Here is a 16,417-nt window from a genome sequence, read left to right as displayed (position 1 = left end):
GAATCCGTTGTGCACCGACACACCCGGTCCGGGCCGGAAATTCGGGAGTGACAGTACTCAGATACCAGTGGTATTTTGATTCGCATGGTACGCATGTCACGACCGGAAAGCCAGGCGCGCACCCGCGCCGACCTGGTTCGCACCGCGCGCGATCTGTTCATCGCGGACGGTCTGTCGAACACCTCGCTGGCTCACGTCGCCGAAGTCGCCGGATACTCCAAAGGCGCTGTGTACTCGAACTTCCGCAATAAGAACGAGCTCTGTCTGGAGGTCGTGGAGCTGATCCACGTCGAGGCCATGGCCGATCTCGCGACACTGCGCGAGCGCGGCGGTGCGACCGCGGATCGGCTTGCAGCGGCGCTGGATTGGGCGGGCGCGAATGTGCGGGACACCGGCCGCAATCGGCTCGAACTGGAATTGGCGCTGGTGGCACAGGGCGATCCCGGATTGCGCGATCAACTGACCGCCAATGTGGCCACACTCCAGGACGCCATTGCCGCGCTCTTCGCCGATATGGCCGGATCGAACGCGCCGGACAGGTTCCGCGATGCCGCGAAAACCGTGTTCAGCCTGGGCGTGGGGTTGAGCGCGCAGCGCCTGATCGATACCTCGGTCGCGGCCGATCGGATCATGGCGCTGCTGCTGCCGAGCGTGCTGGCCACCGCCGGGTTCGATGTATTGAAAGATGTTCAAACACCAGCCAACGCGGCCAACGCAGCCGACGCGGTTGAAAATCATTCAAAACAGAAGACGGCGTCCACTCGCAGCGAAGCCTCCCGAGCCGCACTGCTCGGAGCCGCCATTACCGTCTTCCGCGCCAAACGCTTCGACGAGGTGTCCACCACCGAGATCGCACAGCGCGCCGGTGTCGCGATCGGCTTGATCACCTACCACTTCGGCGGTAAGCGCGGCCTCTACCTCGCCGCCGCCGAAACCGTTTACGGCGATTTCTGGGATCGGCTGCAAGCCCTGCGCGGACCCGCGGTATCGCGGCTCATCCGGGGCCTGGACCTGTACCTCGATACCGCCGCCGACTTCGAGGGTTCGCCCCTGGCGCTGTCGACCCGGGTCCCCGACGCGGAATTGCGCGCCATCCAGCAGCGCCATATCGACCGCCTGGTGGACGGGCTCATGCAGGAGCTCAGCGGCGGCGCGACAACGGCTTTGGCGCGCAGCGCCGTCATCGGCTGGCTCGCCTTCGTCGAAGGTGTGGTGACCGACTGGCTGCAGCATCGCGAATTGAGCCGGGTCCAGGTGCGAGAACTGCTGGTGGCCAACCTGTTCGCCACCGGGCAGACGGTACTGACCCTCGCACCCGGCACCCCGCTGTCCTCGCGCGCCATCAGCGCGCTCCTGGACCGTTCCCAATTGCCCACCGAGACAACGGAGTACAACGAGTGAGCAACTCCCTCGACGCCGGACCGAACAACTGGCTGGCCGCCGGACCCATCGGCAGGTCCGTCATCTGGCTGATCGGACCGCGTCCCTACCGAAATCAGGCCCGGCTGCGCGCGGAGGTCGCGGACAAGATCGCCGTGATCACCGGTGCGTCGTTCGGCGTCGGCGAGGCCACCGCGCGCATTCTGGCCGCCGCCGGTGCGACCGTGGTGCTGGGTGCGCGCTCGGCCGAACAACTCGATCTCATCGTCCGCGAGATCAAGGAGGCGGGCGGTAACGCGGTCGCCATCCCGCTGGATCTGGCATCGGAACAATCGGTGGAAACCTTTGCCGAACAGGTGCTCACACAGTTCGGCCGGGTCGACTATCTGGTGCACAACGCGGGGAAATCATTACGCCGCTCGATTCATCTGTCCTATGACCGGCCCAAGGATCTCAACAGCACCACCGCGGCCAACTACATCGGGCCCATGCGGCTCACCCTGGCCCTGCTGCCCGGTATGCGCGAGCGGGGTTCCGGGCACATCGTCAATGTCTCGACGGCGGCGGTCATGTTCCCGGTCGCGCCCAAATGGAGTTTCTACCTGTCCACCAAGGCCGCGTTCGATATCTGGATGCGGTCGGTCGCCATGGAGGCCCGGCCCGACGGCGTCACACTGACCAGCTTCTACGCCGGGGCCATGTTCACCCGGATGAGCGCGCCCAGCGGCTGGGTGTCGGCGATTCCCGGGCATTCGGCTCGCGATGCCGGATACATCATCGCCCGCGCGATCGTGCGCAAACCGCGCACGCTGGCCCCGAATGTGGTGTGGCCGCTATCGGTGCTGGTACCGCTGCTGCGCACACCACTGGAAATCTCCACCACCTTCCTCTACCGGTTCCTCGGCGATACCAAGGCGTCGCTGCGCAGCATCGAGAACGGAGCCCGTGATGGCTCGTAATATGACCTTTCAGTGGTGGGATGCCGTTGTGCCCCTGCTGACTTCGGGTGCGGTACGGCCGATCGGGCCGGGTGCGCTGATCCGCATCGGCCGGGGATTCCGGCAGTACGGGCCGTCGATCGCGACGGTGATGGCGATGTCGGCGGCGCGGTACCCGGACCGCGTCGCGGTGATCGACGAGCGCGGTTCGATCACCTACGGACAATTGCAGCGGCGCACCGAAAAAATCTCCGCCGCATTGCATTCGCTCACCCCGGGGGCGAAATCGCTTGCGGTGCTGTGCCGCAATCATCGCGGATTCCTCGAGGCTGCCGTGGCGGGCGCGCAGCTCGGATGCGAACTGGTCTTCCTCAATACCGATCTGCCCGAGTCGCAGTTGCGGCAGATCCTGGAGCGGCATCGGCCCGATATCCTGGTGCACGATCAGGAGTACGACGCGGATGTCACCGCATCGGGTTTCGGCGGCGTCCGAGTGATCGCCTGGCAGGATTCCGAGACCGGCACATCGCTGGACTCGCTTGCCCGGCAATCACATCCGACCCCGCCGCCGGTGCGCCAGCCGGTCAAGATCACCCTGCTCACCTCCGGCACCGGCGGTCTGGCCAAGGGCGTCTCCCGCCCGATCGGCCGGCGCGCGATCGCCGAGATGGTCGCTACCGCCATGGCGGCCACCCGTTTTCGCAATGGCGAGGCGATGGTGCTCGCACCGCCGTTCTTCCACGGCTTCGGCCTCGCCATCGCACTGGGCGGGCTGGCGCTCGGCTCGACCATGATCATTCGCAGGCGGTTCGATCCCGAGGCCGCACTGGCCGATATCGACCGGCACCGGGCCGCGGTATTCGTCGGCGTACCGGTGATGATTGCGCGACTGATGGCCGTTCCCGAGCAGCGGCGGAGTGAATTCCGCACCGATTCACTGCGTTTGGCCGTGACCGGAGCCGCACCGATCTCCCCCGCCACGATCGGCCAGTTCCTGGCGGCGTTCGGCCCGATCCTGGTCAATGGCTACGGTTCCACCGAGGCGGGCGTGGTCTCAGTGGCCACGGCGGCGGATCTGGCGCACTCCCCCAAGACCGCGGGACGCCCCGCCATCGGTGTGTCCGTGCGGATTCTGCGCGCCGATCGCACCCGGGCCGCCATCGGTGAGACCGGCACGATCTTCGTCCGCGGCGGACTCGGCTATCACGGTTACGTCTCCGACGGGAAGTCGCCCGCGCCGACCAAGGAGATTATCGACGGCCATGTGAACACCGGCGATATGGGTCATCTCGATACCGGCGGCCGCCTCTACATCGACGGCCGCGATGACGACATGATCGTCTCCGGTGGCGAGAACATCTATCCCAAAGAGGTGGAGGATGTCCTCGCGGACCATCCCGCCATCGCCGATATCGTCGTAATCGGCGTTCCCGACGCGGAATTCGGGCAGGTGCTGCGCGCCTATCTGGTGCCCGCGCCCGAACACGCCGTTCCGGCCGCCGAGGAGCTCAAGACCTATATTCGCGGACGGCTCGAGCGCTATAAGGTGCCCAAGGAATTCATTGTGCTGGAGCAGATTCCGCGCAATCCGAGCGGAAAGGTGTTGCGCCGCCTGCTCGACAGCCAGACCGGTCATATGGCCGGTTAGGCTGCCGATCCGCGCGGCCGGTATCAGCCCAGTTTGGTGATCGATAGCGCGCCGTCGGCGTACTGGCCGCGCAGGCGCTTCTTGTCGAATTTGCCGACCGAGGTCTTGGGCACCTCGTCGATGAACGTCCAGTACTCGGGCAGCTGCCATTTGGCGAACTTATCGGCCAAAAAGTCGCGCAGCTCCTCGGGTTCGGCCTGCGATCCGGCGGCCAGTACGACCGCGACCAGGGGGCGTTCATCCCACTTGGGATCCGGGATGCCGATGACGGCGGCCTCGGCGACCGAGGCGTGACCGACGACGGCGTTCTCCAGATCCACCGAGGAGATCCATTCGCCACCGGACTTGATGACATCCTTGGAGCGGTCCACCAGGGTCAGGAAGCCATTGGGGCTGATCTTGCCGACATCCCCGGTGCGCAGCCAGCCATCGTGGAACTTGTCCGGATCGATGGTGCCGCCGTCCGGGGAGTAGTACGAGCCGGTGATCCAGGGACCGCGAACTTCCAACTCGCCCAGCGATTCTCCGTCATTGGGAATGAGGTCACCGTCATCGGAGACCAGGCGCGCCTGCACACCCGCGGGGAAACGGCCCTGGGTATAGCGGTAGGCCCAGCGCTCATCGCCCTCGGAGGTGCTGGGCGGGTGCGAGACCGAGCCGAGCGGGGAGGTCTCGGTCATACCCCAGGCGTGCAGGAGTTTGACGCCGTACTTGTCCTCGAAGGCGTGCATCATCGAGTGCGGCAGGGCGGCACCGCCGACGACGCAGGTGCGCAGGTGGGAGATGTCCTGCGGCGCGGCCTGCAACCCGGCCAGCACACCACCCCAGATCGTCGGCACCGCCGCGGCGAAGGTCGGCTTGATCGCGGCCATCATCTCCAGCAACGGACCCGGTTGCAGGAAACGGTCCGGCATCAGCAGGTTCGCACCCGACATCATCGCCGCGTACGGCAAACCCCACGCGTTCGCGTGGAACAGCGGCACGATCGCCAGCACCGTGTCGGCCTCGCTGAAACCCATGCCGTTGGGGGCGCACACCTGCATCGCGTGCAGGAAATTCGAGCGATGCGAATAGACCACACCCTTGGGGTCACCGGTAGTGCCCGAGGTGTAGCACATCCCCGCCGCCGACCGCTCGTCCACGACCGGGTAATCATAGGTATCAGGTTGCGCGGCAAGCAGTTCCGCGTACGAATGCACCTGCACACCCTCGGGAGCGGTCAACGCCGACGCGTCACCATTGGTCACGATCACATGCCGCACCGTCTTCAGATTCGGCAGATACTGCGCGAACATCGGCACCAGCGTGCCATCGACGATCACCACCTGATCCTCGGCATGATTGGCCACATACACCAACTGCTCCGGGAACAAGCGAATGTTCAGCGCGTGCAGCACCGCACCCATCGCCGGCACCGCCACGTACACGACCATGTGCTCGTTGTTGTTCCACATGAAGGTCCCGACCCGATCACCCTCACCGATGCCCAGCTCACGCAAGGCATTGGCAAGACGGGCCGCATCCGCGCCGATCTCGGAGAAAGTCTGCGTACGGACCCCGTCACCGGTCCAGGTCGAAATCGTGCTCTCACCCTGGAAGGTGGACGCGTACTTCAGCAGTGTCGCCAGCGACAGCTGCTCGTCCTGCATTGTGCTCAACATTGAACTCTGATTCCTATCAATGGATTTCGAGGCCGGTATGACGATGATCAGCCGTGCCGCAGCACGGTCAGGGTGGCCATCAGCTTGTCGATCTTGGCGGTGCGCGCGAACGTGGTCAGCGGCAGCAGCGCCGGGAAGCGGCGGTGCGCAATGGATTTCGCGTAGGTGAACTCGCGCAGCCCATCCGGGCCGTGGATGCGGCCGAAACCGGAATCACCGACACCACCGAACGGCAGTTCGGGCAGCGCGGCGAACAGATAGACCAGATTCACGCCGGTCATGCCGGATCGGATGCGCCGCGCCAACTCCTGGCCGCGACCCTTGGAGAATACGGCGGCACCGAGTCCGTAGCGCGAATCGTTCGCCCGCTCGATCGCCTCATCCATATCGCGAACCTTGTTGACCGCCAGCGTCGGCCCGAACGTCTCCTCCGTCATGGCGATGGAGTCCTCGGGCACATCCACCAGGACGGTGGGCTGCACCAATCGCTCACCGACGGCGGCGATTCCGCCGACGAGCGCTCGCGCACCCTTGCTCAGGGCATCGGCGATATGATCCGCCACCACCTTCGGCTGAGACGGCATGGTCATGGGGCCGAGCTGCGCCTCCGGGTCGTCGCCCGCGCGCAGGGTCGTCACCAGATCGCCCAGCTTGCCGACGAATTCGTCGTACACCCGCTCGTGCACGTAGACCCGTTCGGTGCCGATGCACGCCTGTCCCGCATTGGAGAGCCCGCCCCAGACCGCCGCCTCGGCCGCCGCGTCGAGATCGGCGTCCGCGTCGACCAACAGCACATCCTTGCCACCGGCCTCGATCAGCACCGGGGTCAGGGTATCCGCGCAGGCGCGCATGACCTTCTTGCCGGTGGCGGTCGAGCCGGTGAAGGCGATCTTGTCCACGCCCGAGTTACACAGTGCCGCACCGGTTTCGCCGAGTCCGGTCACCACCTGGAGCACGGGATGCTCGGGCACCGCCTGCGCGAACGCGTCCACCAGCCAGACGCCGACGCCCGGGGTGAATTCACTGGGCTTGAACACCACCGCGTTGCCCGCCGCGAGCGCGTAGGCGATGGAACCCATCGGGGTGAAGACCGGGAAGTTCCACGGCCCGATCACGCCGATCACACCGAGCGGCAGGTACTCCACCGACGCGCCGAGGTCCGGAGCCATGAGTCCGGTGGAAACCTTCTTGCGGCCCAATACCTTCCGGGCATTGCCCGCCGCCCAGGCCAGATGATCGAGCATCATCACGATTTCGAGCTGGGCGTCGGCGGTGGGCTTACCGGTCTCGGCGTGCGAGATCTCGGCGAGCTGCGCCATCCGGCGGGCGATGATGCCGCGCCAGATCTTCAGCCGCTCGGCGCGTTCGGCGAAACTCAGTCCCGCCCACCAGGTGGCGGCCGCGCGGGCGCGGGCCACCGTATCGTTCACCTGCTCGGCGTCGAATACCGGATGGGTGCCGACCAGATCACCCGTCGCCGGGTTCAGTGAGTCGAATGTCTTTGTGACCGTTGCCGTCACGATGGCTCCCTGCGTATCTTCGGCCCGCGTCATGACGTGCGACCGTCCCGAATCAGATCGGATGCCTTCTCGCCCACCATGACCGTGGGGGCATTGGTATTGCCGCGTGGTACGACCGGCATGACCGAGGCATCGGCCACCCGCAGCCCGTCGATGCCGTACACCCGCAATTGCGGGTCCACGACCGCGTTGTCGCCGGTGCCCATCGAACAGGTGGCGACCGGGTGGTACAGCGTCTGCGTCCAGGCGCGAATATGGTCGGCCAGCAGCTCATCGGAGAGTCCGTCGACGCGATCGGGCAGGAATGGCTCGCCCAGAAAGCGCGCGAGGGGGCGTTCGCGCACGATCTCGAACACCTGGCGCGCACCCGCCACCGAGGCGGCCAGATCGGTCGGATCCTCGAAGTAGCCGGGATCCATCTCCGGCTTCCACGCCGGATCGGCGGAACGCAGGCGGACCCGGCCCCGGCTGCCGACATTCACCAGGGTCACCCCGGCGGTGAACATCTGGCCGGCGGGTTCGCGGAATCCATTGTCGTAGAAGCCGGTCGGCGCGACGATGACCTGGATATCGGGTGCGGCCAGACCGTCGCGCGAGGCGAAGAAGGCCCCGCCCTCACCGACGTTCGAGGACAGCGGGCCGCGCCCGGCCAGCTTCCACTGCGCCAGCCGCGCGGGGTTGGAGAAGTCGGTGAGATCCGAGGTGCCCCTGGTGCGCCAGATGAGCGGTGTCACCGGATGGTCGTGCAGGTTCTCGCCGACGCCGGGCAGATCGACCACCGGATCGATGCCGTGTTCACGCAGATGCGCGGCCGGGCCGATGCCCGAAAGCATCAGCAGCTGCGGTGAATTGATCGCGCCGCCGGACAGCACCACCTCGGCGGCCGCGTGCGCGGTCTGTTCCTGACCACGATGGCGATAGGCCACGCCGATCGCGCGGGTGCCGTCCAGGATCACCCTGGTGACGAAGGCGTGGGTGCGGACGGTCAGGTTGGGCCGCTCCAGCGCGGGCGTCAGATAGCCGTCGGCGGTCGACCAGCGCCTGCCGTTCTTACAGGTCACCTGATAGTGGCCCGCGCCCTCCTGGGTCGCGCCGTTGAAATCGGCATTGCGCGCCAATCCGTACCCGGTGGCGGCATCGATCCAGCCGTCGGTCAGCTCATGGGTGTAGCGGCGGTCCTCGACGTGCAAGGGACCCGTCGCGCCGTGGAATCGGTCGCGCAGTCGCGTATTGGTCTCCGCGCGAACGAAATACGGCAGCACATCGTCGTAACCCCAGCCCTCGGCGCCGAAATCGTCGCGCCAGGAATCGAAGTCGGCGCGATTGCCGCGAATGTAGATCATGGCGTTCATGGACGAGCAGCCGCCGAGCGCCTTCATGCGCGGCCAGAACGCACGCCGTCCGGCCATATGCTTCTGTTCGGTGGTCTCGTAGTTCCAATCCCATTTGGTCTTGAACAGCTGTGGGAAGGCCGCGGGAATGGCGATCTCGTCGGCATCGGCCGCACCGCCCGCCTCCAGCAGCAGTACCGATATCGATGGATCCTCCGACAGCCGCGCGGCCACCACCGCACCGGCGCTGCCCGCTCCGACGATCACGTAGTCGAAGCTGGTGTGCTCGCTCAAATTCTCCTCGTATCCTCACCGCTCCCGTGACCGCCGTCACGGTCCGCTCAGCCCGAGGGTAAGGCGGCGAGGGTGGTGATTCCCACGTCCGCGCGGGCCGGTTTTTTGATATTTTTGGCCAGTGACACTTGCCGGGCGGAGCCGACCATGAGCGTGCTGACCGCATTACGGGCACCCACCAGCGCGCTGCTCATCACCCGGCTGGCCGCCGAACACGGCGTCTCGGAAGCGATATGCCTGCGCGGCACCGAGGTCGCGGCCGCCGAACTGCGCCGCCCGGGCGCGCTCGTCACCGGGGCGCAGGAAATCGCCATCATCACCAATGTGCTGCGAGCGGTACCCGATACCACCGGCTTCGGCCTGGCCGCCGGACTGCGGTATCACGCCACCGCGCACGGCATCTGGGGGTATGCGCTCATCGCGAGCCGATCCGTGCGCGATGCCATCGATGTGGGGCTGCGGTTCCTGGATCTGTCGTATTCGTTCAGCCGGATCACCGCGGTCGAGAGTGACGGGGAACTCGCCCTGGTGATCGAGCCGGAGGTGACCGATCCGGTGCTGGCCCGGTTCGTGGCCGAACGCGATATCGGCATCATCGCCACGCTGTACAGCGATATCACCGCGGCGGGCGCACGGCTGCACGCGATCCGGCTGCCGTACTCCGAACCGGAGTTCGCGAGTGCGCGCCCGACCACCGAACTAATCTCCGACACAACGCAATACGGTGCCGACGACTATGCGGCCGTATTCGATGTGCGGACCGTCGACGCGCCGCTGCCGCAGTCCGATCCCTATACCGCCGACCTCACCACCCAGCAGTGCCGGGAACTGGCGATCGCGCGCCGCGCCCGGATCGGCACGGCCGGGCAGGTGCGCGAGGTGGTGCTCACCCCGCCGCGCGGACTGCTCACCGAATCCGAAGTGGCGGCGGCGCTGCATATTTCGACTCGGACGCTGCGGCGGCAATTGGCGGCGGAGGGGCATTCGTATCGGTCGCTGGTCGATGAGGTGCGCTGCACGCTCGCGTGTGAGCTGCTGTCCGCCACCACGCTGCCGACCTCGACCATCGCCGATCGGCTGGGGTACTCCGAATCCGCCAGCTTCACCCGCGCTTTCGCGCGCTGGACCGGGCAGTCACCGCTGCGCTGGCGTAAGGCGCAACACGAGGCTTCGATATAGGTCAGGCCGTGCGGCTGGCGGCGGCCAGTTCCGGGTAGAACGCCGAGAAGATGCCGAGGTCGGTGGCCCTGGGGAAATCGGGGTGATCGGTCAGGTCGCGGAGGCTGTCGAGGGCCTTGCGGCCGTAGTAGCCGCTGTTCTCGGTCGGCTGCGGGATCGGGGTGACGCGGTGCGCGACAATGGCTTCCAGATTGCGTTCGAACAGCACCGTGCAGGCGCGCAGGCCCTGCAACATGATGTCCTGGAAGCCGTCCGCCGGTGTGATCGGGAACTGTTCGACATCCAGCACCGCGCCGGTGTCGACCCCGGCGTCGATTTCATGCAGGGTCGCGCCGTAGGCGTTATCGCCGTTGAGGATCGCGTGCGCGATGGCGGCCTCGGGCAGGCCGCGATGACGGGGCAGCAGGCCATTGTGGATGTTGTAGACGCGGAAACCCTTGTCCAGCACGGGCTCCCGCAGGATGGTGGCGTTATTGACGGAGAATACGATGCCGTCCGTGCAGGCGCTGGCCAGCTCATCGGCGGCGGCGTTCACATCGGCGGTGGCGAGCACCGAGACCCGCCTGGCCCCGGCCGACGCCTGCTGACCGGCGGGTACCACCACGAGATCGACGGAGTACCCTGCGGAGGTGGCGAAATCGACGGCTCGCCACAGTAGCGAACCGCTGCCGATGAAGATCATTCGAATGCTCCTGTACCCGCGGCAACGGCCACGGCCTCGCATACTCGGTTCAGCGTCAGATGGGTGATGAGGCCCTCGACCTGGGCCACGAATGCCTGTTCGGCGTCCCGGCCGACAATTCGCTTGGAGACCTGGGCGAGCATCTCGACGGTGGCGAGTGAATCGCCGCCCAATGCGAAGAAGTCGGAATCGGGTCCCAGGGCGGCGGAATCGCATCGCAGGACACGAGCCCAGATCTCGGCGATCTGTTCCCGGAGATCGCTCTCGGAGTCGTCCACGTCGTCACCGGCAGCGGGCGTGGATGCGCCCGCGCCGTTACCGCCCTCGGAGTTGGAAAGGTTGCCGGGCAGCGTATTTCGACTCGACTCGGACCCATCCGCGAGGAGGTTCGCGAGCGCGGCGCGGTCGGTCTTACCGTTGCTGGTGAGCGGGAGTTCGGCGATGTGGTGGAAGCCGCTGGGGATCATGTACACCGGCAGGCGATCCGCCAGGAAGTCACGCAGCGCCTGATCGGCAGGGGCTTGCGAGGTCGGCACCACGAAGGCTTCCAGGACGTGATCGCTGTGTTCTTCACGGCGGCGGCTGATTACGGCCGCGGCGGCGATATTCGGATGCGATTCCAGCACGCAGCGGATCTCATCCGGTTCCACGCGGTTGCCGCGAATCTTGACCTGGTGGTCGACGCGGCCGACGAATTCGAGCGCGCCGTCCGCCAGGCGGCGCACCAGATCGCCGGTGCGGTAGGTGCGTTCGCCGTGCACGGTGACGAAGCGTTCGGCGGTCAGCTCGGGGCGGTCCAGGTATCCGGCGGCGACTTGCGGTCCGCCCAAATACAATTCGCCCGCCGTACCGTCCGGCACCGGCTCGCCCTCGGGATCGAGCAGGTGCACGGTGGTGCCGGGAGCCGGGAAGCCGATCGGGGCGGAAGTCGCTCCGGGCGACCTCGTATCGGTGAGGAGGTGCGAGACGCAGACGAGGCTGACCTCGGTCGGGCCGTAACTGTTGACCAGTCTCACCTCGGGGCCGAAGAATTCGCGCACCCGGCGGGCCAGGTCATGGCTCAGCTGTTCGCCGCCGAGGACGACTGTATCGAATGCGGCGGGCCGAATATCTTGGCGCAGTGCGACTTCGGCGAGGCTGGGGGTGAAGAACAGTGTGTTCGCGCCGTTTTCGCCGAGCATGTCCGACAGGGTGAGGTGGTTGATATCGCCCGGTACCAGCAGGACCGTGCCGCCCGCGATGACCGGGGACACCATCGCCATGGCCGCCATATCGGCCGCGGGGGTGTGATAGTGCGCGTACCGGGTCTCGGGCGTGAGCCGATACCAGTCCAGCGCCGCGCGCAGATAGTGCATGACACCGTCGTGGGTGACGCGCACGCCCTTGGGGCGGCCGGTCGAGCCGGAGGTGTAGGTCACGTAGGCGACGTCGCCGGGTTCGACGCCGATATCGAGTGGCTCGGAACCACTTTCGGGCAGGTTCTCGAGCACCAGGGCCGGAACGGCGTCACCGACGATATCGGCGTACCGGCGTTCGACCAGGCATACGCTCGCACCGGAATCACGCAGGGTCTGGATGATGCGCTCGCGCGGATGCTTGGGATCCAGCGGCAGGAAGGCCGCGCCGGCCTCCAGAATGCCCCACTGCCCGGCCATGCCCTCCAGCGTCCGCCCGGCGAGAATGGCGACGATATCGCCCCGCCCGACCCCGCGCTCACGAAGCACATCCGCGATATCGGCCGAGCGCGCGCCCAACTGGGCGTATGTGAGCGAACCGTCCGGCCCGGTCACCGCGAGCGCCCCGGGCCGCGCCGCGATCTGCGCGCGAAGCAATTGCACCAGCGTGGTCGCCTGCTCGACGGATTCCGATTCGGGCCGGTCCACATCGGTCTGAAGGGCCGCGTCTGCCTGCTGGACCGGCTGATCGGGTTCGGTGAGGGCAGCCGCGATGGTGTCCAGCAGGGACTCCAGGCGTTCGGCGACGCCGTGTCCGTTGCGGCAGGAGACCGTGATGCCGGTGGAATGCTCGGATTCCACGATCGCGAAGCTGATCGGGGCCAGGCCGGTGTGCGCGGGAATCGCCACCACGCCGGTGGAGGTGAAATCCGGTCCGGCGAAGTCGGCCAGCGTGACCTTGCCCGCGTGCGAGACGATGGCCGAGCACAGGTTTCGGCCCGTGCGCCTGCCGATCGCGTCGATGGTGCGCACGGCGGCCTTGGCCACCGGCACCGGGATCTGTTCCAGGCCCGGGTTTTTCATTTGATTGAGTTCATCGCGGCGCATCAGTCCGGCCAGCATGCGGCCGTTGATCTCCCGCCAGCTCTCCCCCGGCTCGGTGTCCAGGAACAGCGGCAGGGTGAGGTTCGCGGTCGAGCGCAGTTCGGCGTCATGTCTGCGCAGGTCGACCGGGATCATCAGGCGGGCGGTGGAACCCGTTGCCCGGGCGACGATTTCGCCGACCCGGGCCGCTATCGCGGTGGTGGTGCCGGGCACACTCCGATGCCGCAGCAGGAATGGGCGGCCCGCCACCGCGGCACCGTGCCCGATCGGCGAGCGGAAGCGCACTCGCATCGGCGCGGGTGACCCCGGAATACCCAGGCGCAGTGCGAATTCCAGATCGGTCGTGGGATCGTCCGCGCCCTCGGGTGTCTCACCGCGCAGTACCCGGAAGACATCGGCGGCCCACATCTGCAGGCCCTTGGCATCCATGACGCCGTGGAAACCGCGGAAGATCACCGTGACCGGGTCTGCGGTGAGCAGCACGACTTCACAGTTCGGCGCTTCGGATACGTAATCGGGGCGCGAGATCGGGCCGTTGAGGATGTCGTCCTCGGTGAGCCGGTCGTAGTCGACGGTGGTGTTCGCGATCACCCTGACCCGGGGCGTATCGGCCCGGGCGACCCAATCGCGGCCCGAGCGCTCCAGTCGTGAGCCGGGATGCGCCAGCGATGCGACCTCAACCGCGTCCCGCAGCTTGTCCGGGTCCAGCGCTCCCGTGCCCTCGACGATCACCTGGATCAGAAAGTGTGGGTGGACCTCCCTGGCGGATAGATACATCCGTTCGGTGGGCGAGATGCGGCGTCGGAAGGCGCTGCTCAACTGGATCCACTCCTCAAACGATTCACGCGCGAAAAGCGCGGTGCCACAGGCGATCATCATCGATCGGAACTCGCAGCCAGTCTAAGTGGGCAAACGGCAGGCAATGTGTGTGCTTGCTCTCACTGGTCAACGGTCCAGGTAGGGCGCGGTGCCGGACTTGTGCGTTTCCGAATACCGCCGGATCCGACGCAATAGACTTCGATTGATCTCATCTCGTCCCGGATCCGTCGAATCTCGACCCGCTGGAGAGGAGGAGCGGCCTCATGATCGCCAGTCGAGTCGCCGCCGCCCTGGCTGCCGCCGTCACCTTCGGCGCCACCCTGATCTCGGTCGGCGCGGGCGCGGCCGACGCCTACGGCCCGGCCTCGTGCGCGGCCGGGAACCCCTTGCAGCCGACCGCGGAACTATTCGGCACCTGGAATACCGCCACCATCACCGATCCGGCCGATCCACGCCTGAACGATCCACTCACCCAATTCGAACTGGAAACGAACCTCACCGCCGCCATCGAACTAGGGCTCACCGTGCACTCCGAGCCCATCGACGGCGTGTTCTGGTCCGAGCAATCCCAGCAGATCACCTACGAACCAGCCCGCCGCTTCGAACTGGCCTGCACCGGCCGCGACAACCTGTGCTGGATCGCCGACGACCTGCGAGTGCGCTACCACCAGGAAGCCGTCCTCGGCATAGAATTCCTGCCCGCCGACGACCCCCGCGCAGACGGATTCATCGCCCAAATCCCCGGCATCGACCGAACCCGACTGCACGACGCCCTCCTCGCCGACCCAGCGGCCCGCGACACCCTCGGCGGCGGCTCCGTCACCGAAGACGACACCCTCATCCTGATCGCCGACCGCACCGACCTCGAAGCAGTCCACTCCTTCGTAGAATCCCTTGGCGCACAATGGAATCCATCCACCGTACGCTACGGCGACCGCCAATACGTCACCGGCTACTGCGTCCCCGGCGTCTACTTCTAACCGACTCCGGTCGCCCCAGAATCGCCACGCCGCATCGCCGGGGTGAGGCCGAGTTCTTATCGCGGCGATCTCTGGGTCACATGGGGTAGATGGCGTGTTTGCGGGGGTTGAATTCGGGCTTGAGGGGTTGTTTGTCGCGGAGGAGGCGGAGGGCGTGGCGGATTTCGAGGCGGGTGCGGGAGGGTTCGATTACGGCGTCGATGTAGCCGCGTTCGGCGGCGATCCAAGGGGTGGCGACGGTTTCGTTGTATTGGTTGACCATGAAGTCGCGGGCGGCGGCTCGGTGTTCCTCGGGGATGGCGGCTAGTTGGCGTTTGCCGAGGAGGTCGACCGCGCTTTCGGCGCCGATGACCGCGATTCGGGCGGTGGGCCAGGCGAAGCTGAAGTCGGCGCCGACCTGGCGGGCGGCCATCATGCCGTAGGCGCCGCCGTAGGACTTGCGGACCACCAGGTTGATGATGGGGACGGTCGCTTCGATGATGGCGCGGGGGACGCGACCGCCGCGGATGATCACGCCCGCGGCTTCCTCGGACAGGCCGGGGAGGACGCCGGGGGTGTCGGCGACGAAGATGAGCGGGATATTGAAGGCGTCACAGAGGCGGATGAAATAGGTCGACTTGTCCGAGCAGGCGGCGTCGATCGAACCACCCAGCACCAGAGGCTGATTGGCGATCACGCCGACGGGATAGCCGTCCACGCGGGCGAATCCGGTAATCAGGTTGGGCGCGAACGCGGCGCGGACCTCGTGGAATTCACCGTCGTCGAACAGGCGCAGCAGGATCTCGTGCATGTCGTAGCCGGAGCGATCGGAATCCGGGATGATCCGGTCGAGTTCCAGATCCGAGGCCGTAATCTCCGGCTCCAGACCGGGATTCACGATCGGCGGCGTTTCGACGCAGCTGGTCGGGAAGTAGCTCAGGTAGTTGCGCGCCCAGTCGTACGCCTCCTGCTCGGTCTCGGCCACGTGATGCAGCGTGCCGCGCTTGGCCTGCACCTCCGCGCCACCGAGCTCCTCGGCAGTGACATCCTCACCGTTGACGGCCTTGATCACATCCGGCCCGGTGACGAACATGTACGAATCCTTGGTCCCGATAAGCACATCGGTATTGATCGGCCCGTACACCGATCCGGCCGCGCACTTGCCGAGAATGATCGACACCTGCGGCACATATCCGGACAGCTTCTCCAGCACCCGGGAGATATCACCGAACGAGGCGATGGAACCCACCGCGTCCTGAATGCGCGCACCACCGGAATCATTGATCGTCACCACCGGGCACGCGTTGTCGAACGCGAATTGCAACGCCCGCATGAACTTCTGCGCCGAGGTGACGCCCACGGATCCGCCGTACACGGTCTGATCATGAGAAATCACCACCACCGGGCGTCCCCCGATCAACCCGCGACCGGTGACCAGTCCATCGCCGTAGAGCGCGTCCGCCTGTCCCGGCTGTCGAGCCAGCGCACCGGTCTCGATGAACGTCCCGCGATCGAGCAGCATGTCCACCCGCTGCCGCACACTCGGAATGCCCTTCTTCTCCCGCTTGGCGACCCCGGCCTCGCCCGCGGGTTCCGCGGCGATCTCCAAAATCTTGGCCAGTTCATCGAGCTTCGCCTGCGTACCGATCACGCCTACTGCCACCTTCCCAACTCAGTTCTGCCCCCGCGACGTTAAGCGGTACCAAGACCGTTCGGGGAGCAGAACC

At 66.4% G+C, this 16,417-nt stretch carries 11 protein-coding genes; 5 read left to right on the top strand and 6 right to left on the bottom strand.

The features are described 5' to 3' along the window. The first annotated feature begins 93 nt into the window (after nucleotides 1-93). From AB0L82_RS06600 to AB0L82_RS06590, 3 genes are read left to right on the top strand one after another with little or no spacing between them, the layout of a single operon-like run. On the top strand, nucleotides 94-1,401 hold the full coding sequence (locus AB0L82_RS06600; protein WP_364631983.1) for a TetR family transcriptional regulator: 1,308 nt from the start codon (nucleotides 94-96) through the stop codon (nucleotides 1,399-1,401). After that, complete coding sequence (locus AB0L82_RS06595; RefSeq protein WP_364631980.1) at nucleotides 1,398-2,339, top strand: SDR family NAD(P)-dependent oxidoreductase; 942 nt, start codon at nucleotides 1,398-1,400, stop codon at nucleotides 2,337-2,339. The genes AB0L82_RS06600 and AB0L82_RS06595 overlap by 4 nt, the downstream gene beginning before the upstream one ends. Continuing rightward, nucleotides 2,329-3,966: an AMP-binding protein gene (locus tag AB0L82_RS06590; RefSeq protein WP_364631978.1), complete on the top strand. Its 1,638-nt coding sequence runs from the start codon at nucleotides 2,329-2,331 to the stop codon at nucleotides 3,964-3,966. Before AB0L82_RS06595 ends, AB0L82_RS06590 begins: the two co-directional genes overlap by 11 nt. Nucleotides 3,967-3,989: 23 nt before the next feature. On the opposite strand, the gene AB0L82_RS06585 is transcribed toward AB0L82_RS06590, so the two are convergent. The 3 genes from AB0L82_RS06585 to AB0L82_RS06575 are packed head-to-tail and all read right to left on the bottom strand — an operon-like array spanning nucleotide 3,990 to nucleotide 8,772. Continuing rightward, the gene (locus AB0L82_RS06585) at nucleotides 3,990-5,627 is read right to left on the bottom strand and encodes a long-chain fatty acid--CoA ligase (protein WP_364631975.1); all 1,638 of its coding nucleotides are present in this window, start codon (nucleotides 5,625-5,627) and stop codon (nucleotides 3,990-3,992) included. A gap of 47 nt (nucleotides 5,628-5,674) precedes the next feature. After that, nucleotides 5,675-7,180 (bottom strand): aldehyde dehydrogenase family protein, encoded by a 1,506-nt coding sequence (locus AB0L82_RS06580; protein WP_364631973.1) that lies wholly within the window; start codon nucleotides 7,178-7,180, stop codon nucleotides 5,675-5,677. Further along, the gene (locus tag AB0L82_RS06575) at nucleotides 7,177-8,772 is read right to left on the bottom strand and encodes a GMC family oxidoreductase N-terminal domain-containing protein (protein ID WP_364631970.1); all 1,596 of its coding nucleotides are present in this window, start codon (nucleotides 8,770-8,772) and stop codon (nucleotides 7,177-7,179) included. The genes AB0L82_RS06580 and AB0L82_RS06575 overlap by 4 nt, the downstream gene beginning before the upstream one ends. Nucleotides 8,773-8,919: 147 nt before the next feature. Between AB0L82_RS06575 and AB0L82_RS06570 the strand changes: the two genes are divergently transcribed. Continuing rightward, the gene (locus tag AB0L82_RS06570; RefSeq protein WP_364631967.1) at nucleotides 8,920-9,951 is read left to right on the top strand and encodes an AraC family transcriptional regulator ligand-binding domain-containing protein; all 1,032 of its coding nucleotides are present in this window, start codon (nucleotides 8,920-8,922) and stop codon (nucleotides 9,949-9,951) included. A gap of 1 nt (nucleotide 9,952) precedes the next feature. On the opposite strand, the gene AB0L82_RS06565 is transcribed toward AB0L82_RS06570, so the two are convergent. Both AB0L82_RS06565 and AB0L82_RS06560 read right to left on the bottom strand, forming a co-directional pair. Further along, nucleotides 9,953-10,633, bottom strand: a complete 681-nt coding sequence (locus AB0L82_RS06565; protein ID WP_364631964.1) for a formyltransferase family protein — start codon at nucleotides 10,631-10,633, stop codon at nucleotides 9,953-9,955. Beyond that, nucleotides 10,630-13,731, bottom strand: a complete 3,102-nt coding sequence (locus tag AB0L82_RS06560; protein ID WP_364631961.1) for a non-ribosomal peptide synthetase — start codon at nucleotides 13,729-13,731, stop codon at nucleotides 10,630-10,632. The genes AB0L82_RS06565 and AB0L82_RS06560 overlap by 4 nt, the downstream gene beginning before the upstream one ends. A 263-nt stretch (nucleotides 13,732-13,994) precedes the next feature. Between AB0L82_RS06560 and AB0L82_RS06555 the strand changes: the two genes are divergently transcribed. Continuing rightward, a complete protein-coding gene (locus AB0L82_RS06555; protein ID WP_364631959.1) occupies nucleotides 13,995-14,711 on the top strand; it encodes a hypothetical protein in 717 nt (238 codons plus the stop codon). A 76-nt stretch (nucleotides 14,712-14,787) separates the two neighbouring features. Here the strand turns inward: AB0L82_RS06555 and AB0L82_RS06550 are convergent, their stop codons facing one another. Further along, a complete protein-coding gene (locus tag AB0L82_RS06550) occupies nucleotides 14,788-16,341 on the bottom strand; it encodes an acyl-CoA carboxylase subunit beta (protein WP_364631956.1) in 1,554 nt (517 codons plus the stop codon). Nucleotides 16,342-16,417: the final 76 nt, after the last annotated feature.

This window comes from Nocardia sp. NPDC052001, assembly GCF_040680615.1.
Classification (GTDB): domain Bacteria; phylum Actinomycetota; class Actinomycetes; order Mycobacteriales; family Mycobacteriaceae; genus Nocardia.
This window is presented reverse-complemented; position numbering and strand designations above follow the sequence as displayed.

What these genes read in the sequence shown, in the direction of transcription:
- AB0L82_RS06580 (WP_364631973.1), bottom strand. Translation starts at nt 7,180, where the DNA reads ATGACGCGGGCCGAAGATACGCAGGGAGCCATCGTGACGGCAACGGTC.
- AB0L82_RS06555 (WP_364631959.1), top strand. Translation starts at nt 13,995, where the DNA reads ATGATCGCCAGTCGAGTCGCCGCCGCCCTGGCTGCCGCCGTCACCTTC.
- AB0L82_RS06585 (WP_364631975.1), bottom strand. Translation starts at nt 5,627, where the DNA reads ATGTTGAGCACAATGCAGGACGAGCAGCTGTCGCTGGCGACACTGCTG.
- AB0L82_RS06590 (WP_364631978.1), top strand. Translation starts at nt 2,329, where the DNA reads ATGGCTCGTAATATGACCTTTCAGTGGTGGGATGCCGTTGTGCCCCTG.
- AB0L82_RS06565 (WP_364631964.1), bottom strand. Translation starts at nt 10,633, where the DNA reads ATGATCTTCATCGGCAGCGGTTCGCTACTGTGGCGAGCCGTCGATTTC.
- AB0L82_RS06570 (WP_364631967.1), top strand. Translation starts at nt 8,920, where the DNA reads ATGAGCGTGCTGACCGCATTACGGGCACCCACCAGCGCGCTGCTCATC.
- AB0L82_RS06600 (WP_364631983.1), top strand. Translation starts at nt 94, where the DNA reads ATGTCACGACCGGAAAGCCAGGCGCGCACCCGCGCCGACCTGGTTCGC.